This is a genomic window from Chimaeribacter californicus (assembly GCF_002858675.1).
Lineage (GTDB): Bacteria > Pseudomonadota > Gammaproteobacteria > Enterobacterales > Enterobacteriaceae > Chimaeribacter > Chimaeribacter californicus.
On the sequence record NZ_PJZF01000034.1, the window covers coordinates 1 to 13,957 of the forward strand.

A 13,957-nucleotide genomic window follows, 5' to 3' on the forward strand; every position below is an offset into this window, starting at 1 on the left:
GCAATGATTCAGCCAAACCACCGAAAGTGCGCGGGTGCAGGGCGAGCGCACTGGCGCGCCCTGCTCGGTTGAGGCAATGAGGGTTAGGTAGGCAATTACACATGAGCAACCGAAACATGCCACTCTACCCTTTAAAAACCAATACAACGGGCATAATGCCCGTGAGTGCAGCTAACCATCAAGCATCACTCTCCTTCCCACTGAACGCCGAAATCGGCTTATCCACCTCCTTCTCCATCCCCGCCGCAAACGCCCGCAGCCCGTTCAGCAGCGGCGTCACCGCCCGCCACAGGCTCTCGTCATTCAGCAGGTGATACACCCCGGCAATCCCCGGTGCCTCTTTTTTGCTGCCCTCTTCCGGCTGCGGCCGCCCGACCGCCTCCAGCCCCTCTTTCATGGCAAACACCACTTTATAGAAGGTCTCCGGCGGAATACTCGACAGCGCCATCATCAGCACCGACAGGTTTTGCACCGCGTTCAGCGTGCCGGGCTTGTTCAGCCCCTGCGCCAGCACGCCGGCAATCTGGTTATTGGCGGCCACCACATCATTGGCGAACCGCAGCACGCCGTGGTGATGCAGCGTATGTACCAGCTTATGTAGCTCCTCAAACGCATCCATCCCGATTTTGGGTGGGGTAACATCATGGTCAATCGGTTCGGCCATCAGAATCTCTCCGGGTTGGGGGATTTCAGCGGGATCGCGACGTAGTCGTCCTGCGCCCACTTCTGCTCCACCGGCACGTGGCTGATCGGCGTGCGGTGGCCATAACGGAAATTACGGTCGGGCAGCGGCACCGGGGCAGCCGCGCGCGCCAGCACCTCCAGCTGCACCGCCACCTCTTTATAGGCGGGGGTGTTCACATCCGGGTCGTGGTGCTCGCCGGTGAGTTTATTCACGCCATCTTTGCCCTGGTGGATCGGCAGGAACAGGTTGTTGCCCTGCACCCGGTCAGTGACCAGCGCCGGCACCTCGAGCGCGTCACGCCGCGAGGTGATCTTCAGCCAGTGGCCGGACGCAATGCCGAGCCGGGCGGCCAGTTCCGGGCTGATCTCCACAAACCAGTGCGGCACCAGCCAGCGGATGCCCGCGACCCGGCCGGTCTGGTTATTGCCCTGGAACATCTCCAGTAACCGGCCGTTATTCAGGGTATAAGGATAGTCGCCGTCCGCCTGCTCCGCCGGTTCCTGCCATTTCAGCGGGTAGAGCGTTGCTTTGCCGTCGTCGGTGTGGAACCCCTGGGTGTAGAGCAGCGGCGTGTCGGTGCCGTCCGCCGCCACCGGCCATTGCAGCGAGGCCCAGCCCTCCAGCCGGGCGTAGTTCACCCCGGCAAAGATCCCGGCAATCGAGGCCACCTCGTCCATAATCTGCGACGGGTGGGTATAGCCCCAGTCATGCCCCATGCGTTTTGCCAGCTCGGTGAAGATCCACCAGTCCGGGCGGCTGTCGCCCAGCGGCGGCATCACTTCATAAAAGCGCTGGATACGCCGCTCGGTATTGACGTAAGTGCCCTCTTTCTCCACGCTCGGGCAGCCCGGCAGCACCACATCGGCAAACTGGGCGGTGCGGCTGAAGAAGATGTCCTGCACCACCATGAAATCCAGCTTGCTGAAACCGTCATGCACGTTGGCGGCGTCGGCGTCCGCAAACGCTGTCTCTTCGCCGGTGATGTACATCGCCCGGAGTGTGCCCTGGTGGGCGGCCTGCACCATTTTGAAATTGTCCTCGCCCACCTGGTCAGAGAGCGCTTCCGGGGCCACGCCCCACGCCTTCGCCCATTTGGCGCGCACCTGCGGGTCGGTGACTTTCTCATAGCCGGGGTATTGGTTGGCCAGGCAGCCGAAATCGCTGGCACCCTGCACATTATTGTGGCCGCGCATCGGGTAGCCGCCGGTACCGGGGCGGCCATAGTTGCCGGTGACCAGCAACAGGTTGGAGAGCGCGGTGCTGGTGTCCGCGCCGTGGCTGTGCTGGGTGATGCCCATCGCCCACAGGATGCACACGGATTTCGCCCGGCCAATCATCTCGGCGGCGGCCACCAGATCGGCCTGCGGAATGCCGGTCATCTCCGCGGCATAGTCCAGCGTGAACGGTGCCAGCGAGCGGCGGTATTCCTCCACTCCGTTGACCTGCTGCGCCAGGAAGGCGTCATCCGCCAGCTGGTGGTCAAACATATAGCGGCTGAGGGCGCTGGCCCACACCAGATCGCTGCCAGGCGTGGGGCGCAGGTAGAGATCGGCCCGTTCCGCCATTTCATGTTTGCGCGGGTCTACCACCAGCAGTTTATGGCCGTGATGTTTGCGCGCCGCCTTGATTTTGGCGGCGATCACCGGGTGGTTCTCGGCGGTGTTGCTGCCGACGATCACGATCAGCTCCGCCTGCTCCAGATCGCTGATGCTGCCTGCGTCACCGCCGTAGCCCACGGTGCGGAACAGCCCCTCGGTGGCCGGGTTCTGGCAGTAGCGCGAGGAGTTGTCCACGCTGTTGGTGCCGATGATCAACCGGGCGATCTTCTGCGTCAGGTAAGCTTCTTCGTTGCTGCCCTTGCTGGAGCCGATAAAGCCGATGCTCTCCGGCCCGTGGATGTTGCGGATCTCCAGCAGTTTCTGCGCCACTTTGTCCAGCGCCTCGTCCCAGCTCGCCTCACGGAATTTGCCGTTTTCGCGGATCAGCGGCATCGTCAGCCGCTCTTTGCTGTTGACGAAATCCCAGGCGAATTTGCCCTTCACGCAGGTGGAGATGCCGTTGGCCGGCGCTTCGGCCACCGGCTGCACCTTTAGGATCTCGCGATCCCGCGTCCACATCTCGAAGCTGCACCCGACGCCGCAATAGGTACAGACGGTCTTGGTGCGTTTGATCTCCGGCTGCCGCCAGTGCGCGTCAATCACTGAAATACCGCTGATGATCTCCGCGCCGGTGGTGTTCTCGATCGCTTTTACCGCGTCGATCAGGTTGCGTTTCAGCGGCTGATCCATGTTGGTCAGCGGCCCGGCGTCCGGCTGCATGCTGGTTTCCAGCAGCGCGTTACAGGGGCAGACGGTGACGCAGTGGCCGCAACTGACGCAGCTCGAGCCGCCGATGGTGTCGCCGCCGTCCCATAACACCCGCGGGTGCGCCATGCTGTAGTCGATGCTCAGCGTCTCGTTGACTTCGACGTTCTGGCACGCCTCCACGCAGCGCCCGCACAGGATGCACTGGTCCGGGTCGTAGGTGTAGAACGGGTTGGAGTGATCTTTGACGTAGGGTTTGCGCTTGTACTCGTAGCGCTGGATCGGGATGTGCATATCCACCATGGTGTTATGCAGCGTGCAGTCGCCGGTGTTGTGTTCACACACCGTGCAATAGAGTTCATGCTTGGCGAGGATGCGGTCCATCCCCTCATGTTGCGCCGCATGGGCCTCCGGCGTTTTCGCCCGGATGGTCAGGCCGTCGCGCGTGCGCAGGGTGCAGCCGCGCACCAGCTCGTCATCCACCTCCACCCAGCAGACATCACAGGTTTGCAGCGGGGTCAGCGCCCGGTGGTAACAGACATGCGGCAGCTTAATGCCTTGCGCCTGCAGGAAATCGATCAGCGGCTGGTCAGCGTCGCCGGTGAGCTTCATGCCGTCATAGGTAATGGTACAGAGTGCCTCACTCATTCAACACGGCTCCTGTCACGGGTCTTGAGAATGCCGACTAAGGGCAGAAAAAAACGGACGCTCAGGCTAACTGCCTGATTAACGGGTCTGTTTATAAGCGTAGAGGACGGCAGGCTATCCGCCACAAGCGCAACGGGAAGAACCGTTACCGAACGTTTCAGGGCAGGATTATTTCAGGGCAGGATTGATACGGGGGAAACCGGGCGACGATAGCCGCCCGGGGAGATCAGCGGCGGCTGAGCAGCAGCCAGACCAGCACGCCGCCCACCAGCCCCCAGAAGGCAGCACCGACGCCAAACAGCGTCAGCCCGGAGGCGGTGATCAGAAAGGTGACGATCGCGGCATCGCGCTCTTTCTCTTCATGCAGCGCGCGGAACAGGCTGCCGGAGAGCGTGCCGAGCAGCGCCAGCCCGGCGATGGTGTGGATCAAGGCCGGGGGCAGCGCGCTGAATAACTGGCTGATGGCCCCGCCGAACAGCCCGGCCAGCAGATAGAAGCCGCCCGCCGCCACGGCCGCCATATAGCGGCGCGCCGGGTCGGGGTGGACGTCCGGCCCCATGCAGATGGCGGCAGTGATGGCCGCGATACACACGGAAAAGCCGCCAAACGGCGACAGCAGCAGCGCCAGCAGCGCCGTCACGCTAATCAGCACTGACACCGGCACCCGATAACCGGCCGCCTGGAGCGTGGCGATCCCCGGCGCATTCTGGGACGCCATGGTCACCACGAAATAGGGAATGCCGATGCCGATCAGCGCATGCCAGGTAAATGCCGGGCGGATCAGCGGCGGCATCACCCAGCCCGCCTCCAGCCCGGTGAACGTCAGGACGCCCTGCCCGGCGGCCACCGCCAGCCCGGCCGCCAGCGCCAGCAGCACCGCAAAACGCGGCAACCAGCGCCGGGCGAGGAAATAGGCCAGACACATCCCCCCCGCCAGCGCCGGATCGCCCTGCAACGCGCCAAAGGCCTCCAGGCCGAAGCGCAACAAAATACCGGCCAGCATCGCCCCGGCGATCGCCGGCGGGATGATGTTCATCAGCCGCGCAAACAGCCCGGTAACGCCGCACAGCAGGATCAACGCATTGGCAAACAGAAACAGGCCGATGGTCTCATTGAGGCTGGTGCCCGGCAGACTGGTGGCCAGCAGCGCCGCACCGGGCGTTGACCAGGCGGTCAGCACCGGCGTGCGGTACCAGAGCGACAGCCCGAGTGACGAGATACCCATCGCCAGCCCCAGCATACTCAGCCAGCCGCCAATCTGTGCCGGGGTGGCCCCGGCGGCCGCGGCAGCCTGAAAGATGATCGCCGCAGAACTGGTGTACCCCACCAGCACCGCGACAAAACCGGCAATAATGGCGGACAGGGACAGATCGCGCAGGTGGATGCCCGGCCGGGCCGCCGATAATTTTTCCATAGGTATCTCCGGGTTAGCCGTGTGAGAGCGCACACGCTGGCACTATATCATCGGTTGCGGCCCCGCGCGTGATGGCGGGCGGCCTGTGTGGCGGCCTTCCCCGGTCTTACCTTTAACAGGCGGGCGCTTGCGGGCGCGGTATAAGGCGCGTTAACCGGTTACGTGTTCAGCCGGGTTTTTCAGGCGATTTCCCTGCCGACAGCCTGCCGTTAGCGGGGAACCCCCCCTTCTGCGATGACGGTTCTGTGACGGAAATAACGGTTTTCATAGGCTATTTGCCAAAACTGTTAAGTTCCTCACATTTTTGGAATATTTATTATTTTTCATCGTTTAACAATCAGCACCTTATGGCGGCGTTAATGCAAATACGGGATATTTTGCTTTGCCCACAATGGCATAAGCCCTGTAACTGACTACGCTTAACCCTGTAATTGCATGAAAAAAACGGCACCTGGCGCGAGGATAACTTTTCAGAAACAACCTCCTGTGTACCGGCTCCGGCCGGATTGCCGGACGCCAGTGCGACCAGGTCGCCATGAGGAGTTCATACCCTGATTCTGGGTAATCTGACGGAAAATTTGCGAGGAATATGACATGACCAACTATGATGCCAACGTCATCACGGATAACCGCTCGGTGAATGCGACGCTGACGCCGTTGAAACGGATTTCATGGAGCGCGGTATTTGCGGGCGTGATCTTATCCATGGTGGCGTACCTGCTGCTTTCCATGCTGGGCACCGCTATTGGGGCCTCAACCATTGATCCATTACATGAGGGTAATCCGTTCAGCGGGTTAAGTACCGGGGCGGCAATCTGGATGGTCGCAACAATCCTGATCTCCTGTGCGGTGGGCGGTTATATTGCCGGCCGTATGGCGCAACGTGAAGGGATGCTGCATGGCCTGCTGGTGTGGGGGGTAAATACCCTGGTCTGCACTTATCTGGTGCTGACGGTGTTCACCACTGCCGTGAGCGGCGCGGTGAACGTCGCGGGTTCCGGCCTGAGCGCGGTGGGCAGCGGTATCTCCAGTGTGACCCCGCAAGCCACCCAGATGGTCAAAGACCAGCTGCAACAGGCCAATATCAACCTGGATGACCTGCAAGGCGAACTGGAAACCACCCTGCGCCAGACCGGTAAGCCGGAACTTCAACCGGAAAACCTGCAACAGCAGGCAAATACTGAAGCCAACACTGCGCAGAACCAGGCAACCAACACTGCACAGGCCCCTGATCAGGCGCTGAACCAGTGGCTGACCGGCGTCATGGGCCGTGGTGAAAGTACCCTGCAAGCCGCTGACGTGGATGCCCTGAAAAACATCATCAAGGCCCGTACCGGCAAATCCGATCAGGAAGTGGATCAGATTGTGCAGCGCGCCCAGCAGTCTTATGCCCAGGCTTACCAGAAATTCCAGGAGCTGAAAGGCCAGGCTGAACAGAAAGCGCGTGAAGCCGCTGACGTTGCCGCTGCCGGCATCTCCAAAGCAAGCTGGTATGGCTTCTTTATGCTGATTATCGGTGGTGTCGTCGCCGGTGCTACCGGTGAATGGGGCCGTCGTACCCAGCCGCGTGCCGTGACCGCTGACCATCGTAAACTGTAATCCCGCGTTCTCTCTTTTATAAGACGCCCCAGGCGGCCGGCTTTGCCGGCCGTTTTTTTTGTGCCCTTCCCGCATGCCCTCTTCTTTTCCTGCCGCGCCGCCTGACCTGAACTACGCTTATAACACCTTCAATTGACGGGAGTTATCTATGGCATCCCCACCACAAGATGAGTTCACCAGCCGCCACTACCCGGTCAGGGAGAACATGCGCTGGCTGCGCCGGTCGCTGTTGCTGGAAAAAATCGGCTACCTGCTGTTGTTCAGCTTTATCGGCGCGGCGCTGCTCGGGCTGTTTTCCAACGGCTGGCTCAGCGACAGCCTCATTACCAACAGTGACCGCACGGTGCAGCTGAAATATGACCGCTTCGCCCGCCAGCAATCGGAGATCCAGCTTGTGCTGCATGTGTGGCCACAGGGGCGTACCCCGGCGGTGGTGCAGCTTGGCGGGGACTTCGTCAACCATTATGAGATTGTTGCGGTACAGCCGCAGACGGCGCAGATGGTGACCACCGATCAGGGGATGATTATTACCCTGCCGACCTCCTCCGCCTCGGCCTCCACCGCCCTCTACCTCACGGTGCAGCCGAAATCCTTTGGCCGCTACCGCAGTGAGGCCACGCTCAGCGGCCACCCGCCGTTGCAGTTCAACCAACTGGTCTATCCTTAAGAGGAGTTGAAAATTATGGATATGGTGCTGCGTGCGGCCTGTATGTATCTCTTTCTGATGGTGGTGTTCAAAATTGCCGGACGGCGCACGATCCTTCAGATGACGTCGTTTGATTTTATCCTGCTGCTGATCATCAGTGAGGCGACCCAGCAGGCGTTGCTGGGCGATGATTTCTCGCTGTTTGGGGCCTTTATTACCATCGGTACCCTGATCGCCATCGATATTCTGTTCGCGATGCTCAAAGACAAGGTGCCGGCCGCCGATCTGCTGCTGGACGGCTCCCCGGTGGTGCTGATTGAGAACGGCAAAACCCTGGACAAGCGCATGGTGCAGTTACGCATCAGCCTGGATGACGTGATGGAAGTGGCGCGGCAGGAACAGGGACTGGAGCGCGCCAGCCAGATCAAATATGCGATTCTGGAAACCAACGGCAAGATTTCGGTGATCCCGGAAAAACAGGGGTAATGCCCTTGGCCGGAACCCGGAACGTTTTACGTGGCGCTTATTATTTATCTGCGGTTATTCTTAAACATGGCCTTAACGAAATCCTTACACTTGCAGGCTGTTTATAGGGGTAAATCGCGGGTGGCTCTGCCCCAGGGCAGATGCCCCATGGCCTGTAAGGCAATGCAGTGCGAAACCGTTTGCCCCTAGGAGTAGCTTATACAACCCCCCCATTGCCTGTATAAGTCAGTGGTAGGAGGAGATAGTGTTAAATCAAACAGGTTTTTGTGCTAACAATAAGGGTAGCAATTGACAATAACCCGCTGACAGAGTGAACTTTTATGGCGAATAAACGGGTGGTTCTATCGGATGTGGCTCGTCTGGCCGGCTTATCAAAAGCCACGGTGTCACGATATTTGAATAACAGTATCGTGTTGCCGCAACAGACCACACAAAGGATTGAGGATGCCATCAGCACATTGAATTACCGGGGTAACAGCCTGGCACGCCGCCTGAGCAAGGGCGGCAGTGAAACCATCGGGCTGGTTCTGCCAGAAATCAGTAACCCCTTCTTTGCTGAGCTGGCAGAGGCCGCTGAAGAGGCCGCCTCTGCCCATCAGTACAGTCTGGTGCTGTGCGTGACGCGTAATAAACTGGAAAAAGAGGTGCAGTTTATCCGCTGGCTGGATACCCGCCAGGTGGATGGCCTGCTGTTTGCCACCAACAAGCCGGATAACGGCGAGCTGCTGGCGGAATTACAGGGCCAGAGCAACATCGTGCTGATCGATGAAGACATTCCCGGCGCCGAGGTGCCGAAAGTCTTCGCTGACAACGTGACCGGTGGGCGGCTGGCCGCCCAACAGCTGATCGATGCCGGTCACCAGCGCGTCGCGTATGTGGGTGGGCCGGGTGAACTGATGAGCGTGCGCGAACGCCATGAGGGCTTCCGGCAGGCGCTGGAGGAAGCTGGCCTGCCCTACCTGCCGGAGCTGGTGCTGTTTGGTGACTATACCCGCGAATTCGGCCAGTACGCGCTGGACACCCTGCTGGCGTTGCCGGAGCCGCCGACGGCGATTTTTGCCGGCAGTGACTACCTGGCGCTCGGCCTGATGGACGGGTTGCGCACCCACCAGCTCAGCGCGCCGCAGGATATGTCGATTGTCGGGTTCGATGATGCCAACTACGCCGAGCTTATCACCCCTCGCCTCTCTACCATCCGCCAGAACGCCGGCGAACTGGGGCGCACGGCGGTCGAGCTGCTGATTAAGATGCTGAAAGACGAGACGCAGGAGAACAGCGTGTCACGCATTCCGGTGCAGTCGGTCAGCCGCGAATCGATAGCCCCCCGGCGCAAAACGCCGCTGAATAAGGTCAGCTAATGTGACGGCCCTGTCGCGCCTGCGACAGGGATCGTTCCCGGTTGTTTGCCTGACATAAAAACTGTCTGACCTAAAAAACTGCCGGGCATAAAAAAAGCGGAGCCGGTTGGCTCCGCTTCTCTTTATTACCCACTGCAGACACAGGAAGGGTAATTGTTGCTTCACACCATCAGAAACGGTAGGTCAGGTTAACTGTCACCACGTTATCCGTCGGCAGGCCCAGCGCGTTGTCTTCATCCAGCAGGTTAATCTGGTAGTCGACGTAGGTGTACATGTTCTTGTTGAGGTAGTACGTCACGCCCACTTCAGCATATTTCACCAGATCGGCATCGCCCACGCCGTCAATCTCTTTGCCCCAGGACTGCACATACGCCACGGAAGGACGCAGGCCATTCAGGAACTGGTACTGGGCCACCGCTTCCACGTTCTGGGTACGGTTGGCGTAGCCGCTGATGGCGATACCGGCATCGGTTTCACCGGAAATGCGGGTGGTGTTGCGGGTTTCAGCGTACATCGCCGCCAGGTACACCTGGTTGGCATCATATTTCACTGCGCCGGTCCAGGCTTCTGCCCGGTCACCGCCGCCTACCACGGAATTCTTCTGGTTCGCGGTGCGGTTGGCATTAGAGTACGCCGCCGCCACGCCGATGCCGGAGCCGCCGATGTCCTGGTAATCCACCGAGAAGCCATAGCCGTCGCCGTTGCCGCGCCCTTCGTCGGCGGTGCCGTCACGGTCATTCTTGCCCTGGTACTGCACCGCAAAGTTCAGCCCTTCCACCAGGCCAAAGAAATCACGGTTACGGTAGGTGGCCAGGCCCGAGGAGCGCGCGGTCATGTAGTTGTCAGTTTGCGAGTAGGAGTCGCCGCCATATTCCGGCAGCATGTCGGTATAGGCTTCGGCATCATAGACCACGCCGTAGTTGCGGCCGTAGTCAAAGGAGCCATACTCGCCGAACTTCAGGCCGGCAAAGCCCAGGCGGGTCTTGTTGCCGCTCTGGGCATCGCTGCCCTCAGAGTTGTTGGCCTGCACGTTATATTCCCACTGGCCATAGCCGATCAGCTGGTCAGTGATTTGTGTCTCACCTTTGAAACCAAAGCGCACATAGGTGCCGTCAGCATTGGCGTTATCCGTGAACACATATTTCGCTGCCACACGGCCATATAAATCGAGTTTATTACCGTCTTTATTATAAATCTCTGCGGCATGGGCCACACCAGAGGCCGCGATAAAGGAGACCGCCAGGGCCAGGAGACTGCGCTTCATCATTATTTGCGTTTCCTTGATTTAAAGAATGCGTTTATCAGATATTGTTTTTTGTTTATAAAATCCCGTTACCTTTTTTAGATAACGTTTTCCCAGATCGTACTGTTTTCCAGGTAATGCCGGGCCCTGCCAAATTCTGTGGATTGGCTACAAGCGCGTTTATTAAAGCTGAGGTTATTAAATTCAATGTTATTAAAGCCTGGGTTATTAAAACCCAGCGCGGCATTATTTAGCACCGTTTTACGTATGTTGAAAATTTGGTGTCAGAGTATTTCTTTTTGCTTCTGACGGTAAGCGGAAGAAACCATAACATTAAGCACAAAAAGTTAAAATGAAAAAATAACCACAGAACTGTATTTTTTATGAAAATGAATGTAACTAAATGTAAAATACACTATTTGCGATAACTCACTGAATATAGTCTTTTTTTGTCTATAGTGGTGCTGTTTTTTGGTGCAATGCACTGGTATAGTGCAAATTCATGTCTTTTTGTTACCGGGTAATTGTGGGAAATTCATCAGGAGTGTGAGGATGCTAACACCCTTTATCTCACGATGAATTTGACGTCTTTATTGGGATATGCCTTATTTCCGCCCTGCTCTCTTGCCTGTGCCGGAAAAGGAAAGACAATAATGTGATAACGCGCACGCGGGATAGCGAACGGCAACTGTAAAGAAAACGTCTGTTTTTTTTGGCGCGCCCTTCAGGGAAATAGGCGATTCCGGCGGGCATTGCCGGAATAACGGCGGCGGGCATGAATAGCTGCCGGGGAAATAATATATGCGAAAATAATTAGCGCAATAACATTACCCGCCGTGATTACAGCGGGTAATGGCCTGGCCCTATAAAATTGCGTCCAGGAAAAGCATCATGGCTACAGCGAGGAGGGTTGGGTCACCTCACGGGGAAGGGTCAACAGTTTATGGCGCACCTGCAAAACCTGGCTTTCAATCACTACCCGGTTGCCCAGCAGTTCACAGGTGAACTCTGCCCGCCGCGAGGAGAGCTGCTCCGCCTGCAACGGGTTCCTGCCCAGCCGGGCTGCCCAGAACGGGGCCAGCGCACAGTGTGCCGTGGCGGTGGCGAAATCCTCACAGACGCCGGTCGCAGGGCTGAAGGCGCGCAGCACATAGTGGTCGTCCCGATCGGCGGCCGTCACCACCACCAGCGCCGCCGGCAGCCGTGCCAGCCGGATGAAATCGGGCCTCAGTGCCGCGACCTGCTCCCGGCTCTCCAGCACCACCACCATATCCCGCCCCTGCCAGACCTCCCCGTGCGTCACCCCCAGTGCCGCCAGCACCGGGCCGCTGTCAGCCCGCGGCCGCAACCGCCACTGCGGCAAATCCAGGTGCAGCCGCCCCTCCTGCCGCCAGACCTCCGCCTCACCTCTGGCGTGGATAAAGGCAATCCGGCGCTGGTGCCGGTCGTAAAAGTCCATGATCACCGCGGCGGCGGCCAGCACCGCACAGCCGTTGAGCGCGATCTCCCGCCAGGCGGTAAAACAGCGGATTTCATAGACCTTGTCACGCTGCACCACAAAAGCAGTGATGGGCTTCATTGCCTGGCCTGCCATAACCTGAAGCGTATGGGACGGCAGCCACTCGTCCAGTAACACTACCCCCAGCGGGTTACCGCCCAGCGGCCGGTTACTGAAGGCATTGACCTCATACAGATCCACATCCATACATCCCCCTTACACCGGCAATCTCTCTGGATCGTCCGGACTTCACGATAACAGGTATTTTAAAAGTAACTTTTTTGTAACATGCCTATTAAGCTATAGAACATTGTGAAAAAATTTAAAATGAAATTGCCCTACTCTGTGAAAGCGGCGCATTAAATGCGTATAACCGCCCGCCAGGCCGGGGCGGCCTACCCCTTTGTTGTTATTTGCCTTGCCTGAGGAGATGCGATGAAACTGATCAATGCCCAACTGCGCCACCGCAACGGCCTGTTTACCCTCTGCGCCGACCAGGGCGTATTGACCGCCATCGATGCCCAGCACGGCGCGCTGCCCCCGGCGCCGGAGGCGCTGGATGCCGCCGGGCAGCTGGTGATCCCCCCGCTGGTGGAGCCGCATATCCATCTTGATGCTGCGCTGACCGCCGGGGAGCCGGCCTGGAACATGAGCGGCACGCTGTTTGAGGGCATCGCCCGCTGGGCGGAGCGTAAGGCCACGCTTTCGCATCAGGATGTAAAACGGCGCGCCCACGCCACGCTGGATCTGCTGCGCGATCACGGCATCCAGCATGTGCGCACCCATGTGGACGTCACCGATCCTTCGTTTACCGCGCTGAAGGCGTTGCTGGAGGTGCGTGACGAGGCGCGTGACCGGGTGGATCTCCAGATTGTGGCGTTTCCGCAGGAGGGTATTGAGTCGTTCCCGGACGGGCGGAAACTGATGGAAACCGCGATGGCAATGGGCGCGGACGTGGTCGGCGGCATCCCGCATTATGAGCACACCCGCGAACAGGGCGTCAGCTCCCTCGGCTTTTTGATGGATCTGGCAGAGCGGCATGATGCGCTGGTGGATGTGCACTGTGACGAAACCGACGATGCCCAGTCGCGTTTTCTGGAGGTGCTGGCAGAGCAGACGCGCGCACGCGGCATGGGCGACCGGGTAACCGCCAGCCACACGGTGGCGATGGGCTCGTATGACAACGCCTATTGCGCGAAACTGTTCCGCCTGCTGGGGCTGGCCGGGCTGAATTTTATCTCCTGCCCGACCGAGAGCATCCACTTACAGGGGCGTTTTGACAGCTTCCCGAAACGCCGCGGCGTGACCCGCGTGGCAGAGCTGGATCGCGCCGGGCTGAACGTCTGCTTTGCCCAGGATTCGATCAAAGATCCGTGGTATCCGCTGGGCAACGGCAATATCCTGCGGGTGCTGGATGCCGGGCTGCACATCTGCCATATGATGGGCTATGAGGATCTGCGCCGTTGCCTGGATTTCGTTACCGATCACAGCGCAAAGGCGATGCACCTGGGCGAGGCCTACGGGCTGGCGGTGGGCCGCCCGGCCAATCTGGTGGTGCTGGATGCGGAAAACGATTACGAGGCGTTGCGCCGCCAGGCCAAAGCGCGCCTCTCCATCCGCCGCGGCAGGGTGATCATGGCGCGGGAGCCGGAGCAGGTGCGTTATTTCTGACCGGCCTGACAGAGGCGTTATTATTAGGGGGAGGTGTTAATGTTATTAAGGTTTAGGGTTTCGCCGGGGGGCGGGAATTAACGCTTCGGGGGATCGGGGGTTATCGCTTCGCGGGGATCGAGGTTTACCGCTTCGCGGGGATCGAGGATGTTGCGTTGGCATACGCCCCCACTCTTTCTGCGGCCCCGCTGCCGCCACCGCGCAAGGGGCGCGTAGGCGCCCGCCCCTTGCATCCCCGCGCCTTGGGTGCCCCGGCTGAATCATTGCCCGCTACCGCGGGTGACCCTCATTTCACCTCCGGGCTATTCGGGCCGCCGCAGTGTAGTGGTCCAGTTATTTAGGACACGTTCAGCGGTTTTATTTTCTGCCTTTCTTTTTCGATGGGCGACAGCCCATCGTTACTGCG

At 59.3% G+C, this 13,957-nt stretch carries 10 protein-coding genes; 5 read left to right on the forward strand and 5 right to left on the reverse strand.

What is annotated here, in order from left to right:
* Window positions 1–178: 178 nt before the first annotated feature.
* The 3 genes from CYR55_RS22185 to CYR55_RS22195 all read right to left on the reverse strand — a co-directional run bounded on the left by CYR55_RS22185 (window position 179) and on the right by CYR55_RS22195 (window position 5,050).
* On the reverse strand, window positions 179–664 hold the full coding sequence (locus tag CYR55_RS22185) for a helical membrane plugin domain-containing protein (RefSeq protein ID WP_101818489.1): 486 nt from the start codon (window positions 662–664) through the stop codon (window positions 179–181).
* Window positions 664–3,636, reverse strand: coding sequence for a formate dehydrogenase subunit alpha (fdhF, locus tag CYR55_RS22190; protein ID WP_101818490.1), 2,973 nt, complete (start codon window positions 3,634–3,636; stop codon window positions 664–666). Before fdhF ends, CYR55_RS22185 begins: the two co-directional genes overlap by 1 nt.
* A 226-nt stretch (window positions 3,637–3,862) precedes the next feature.
* Window positions 3,863–5,050: a benzoate/H(+) symporter BenE family transporter gene (locus tag CYR55_RS22195; protein ID WP_101818491.1), complete on the reverse strand. Its 1,188-nt coding sequence runs from the start codon at window positions 5,048–5,050 to the stop codon at window positions 3,863–3,865.
* A 594-nt stretch (window positions 5,051–5,644) separates the two neighbouring features.
* On the opposite strand from CYR55_RS22195, the gene CYR55_RS22200 reads away from it, so the two are divergent.
* The 4 genes from CYR55_RS22200 (at window position 5,645) to CYR55_RS22215 (ending at window position 9,139) form a co-directional block, all read left to right on the forward strand.
* Complete coding sequence (locus CYR55_RS22200) at window positions 5,645–6,649, forward strand: TIGR04086 family membrane protein (protein WP_101818492.1); 1,005 nt, start codon at window positions 5,645–5,647, stop codon at window positions 6,647–6,649.
* Between the two features lie 148 nt (window positions 6,650–6,797).
* The gene (locus CYR55_RS22205; RefSeq protein WP_101818493.1) at window positions 6,798–7,316 is read left to right on the forward strand and encodes a hypothetical protein; all 519 of its coding nucleotides are present in this window, start codon (window positions 6,798–6,800) and stop codon (window positions 7,314–7,316) included.
* 15 nt (window positions 7,317–7,331) lie between these two features.
* A complete protein-coding gene (locus tag CYR55_RS22210) occupies window positions 7,332–7,781 on the forward strand; it encodes a DUF421 domain-containing protein (protein WP_101818494.1) in 450 nt (149 codons plus the stop codon).
* Window positions 7,782–8,101: 320 nt separating this feature from the next.
* On the forward strand, window positions 8,102–9,139 hold the full coding sequence (locus CYR55_RS22215; RefSeq protein ID WP_101818495.1) for a LacI family DNA-binding transcriptional regulator: 1,038 nt from the start codon (window positions 8,102–8,104) through the stop codon (window positions 9,137–9,139).
* A gap of 169 nt (window positions 9,140–9,308) precedes the next feature.
* Here CYR55_RS22215 and CYR55_RS22220 read toward each other — a convergent pair whose 3' ends face one another.
* Both CYR55_RS22220 and CYR55_RS22225 read right to left on the reverse strand, forming a co-directional pair.
* The gene (locus CYR55_RS22220; RefSeq protein ID WP_101818496.1) at window positions 9,309–10,406 is read right to left on the reverse strand and encodes a porin; all 1,098 of its coding nucleotides are present in this window, start codon (window positions 10,404–10,406) and stop codon (window positions 9,309–9,311) included.
* An 871-nt stretch (window positions 10,407–11,277) separates the two neighbouring features.
* A complete protein-coding gene (locus CYR55_RS22225) occupies window positions 11,278–12,087 on the reverse strand; it encodes a PhzF family phenazine biosynthesis protein (RefSeq protein WP_101818497.1) in 810 nt (269 codons plus the stop codon).
* Window positions 12,088–12,315: 228 nt separating this feature from the next.
* On the opposite strand from CYR55_RS22225, the gene codA reads away from it, so the two are divergent.
* Window positions 12,316–13,551: a cytosine deaminase gene (gene codA, locus CYR55_RS22230; RefSeq protein WP_101818498.1), complete on the forward strand. Its 1,236-nt coding sequence runs from the start codon at window positions 12,316–12,318 to the stop codon at window positions 13,549–13,551.
* Window positions 13,552–13,957: the final 406 nt, after the last annotated feature.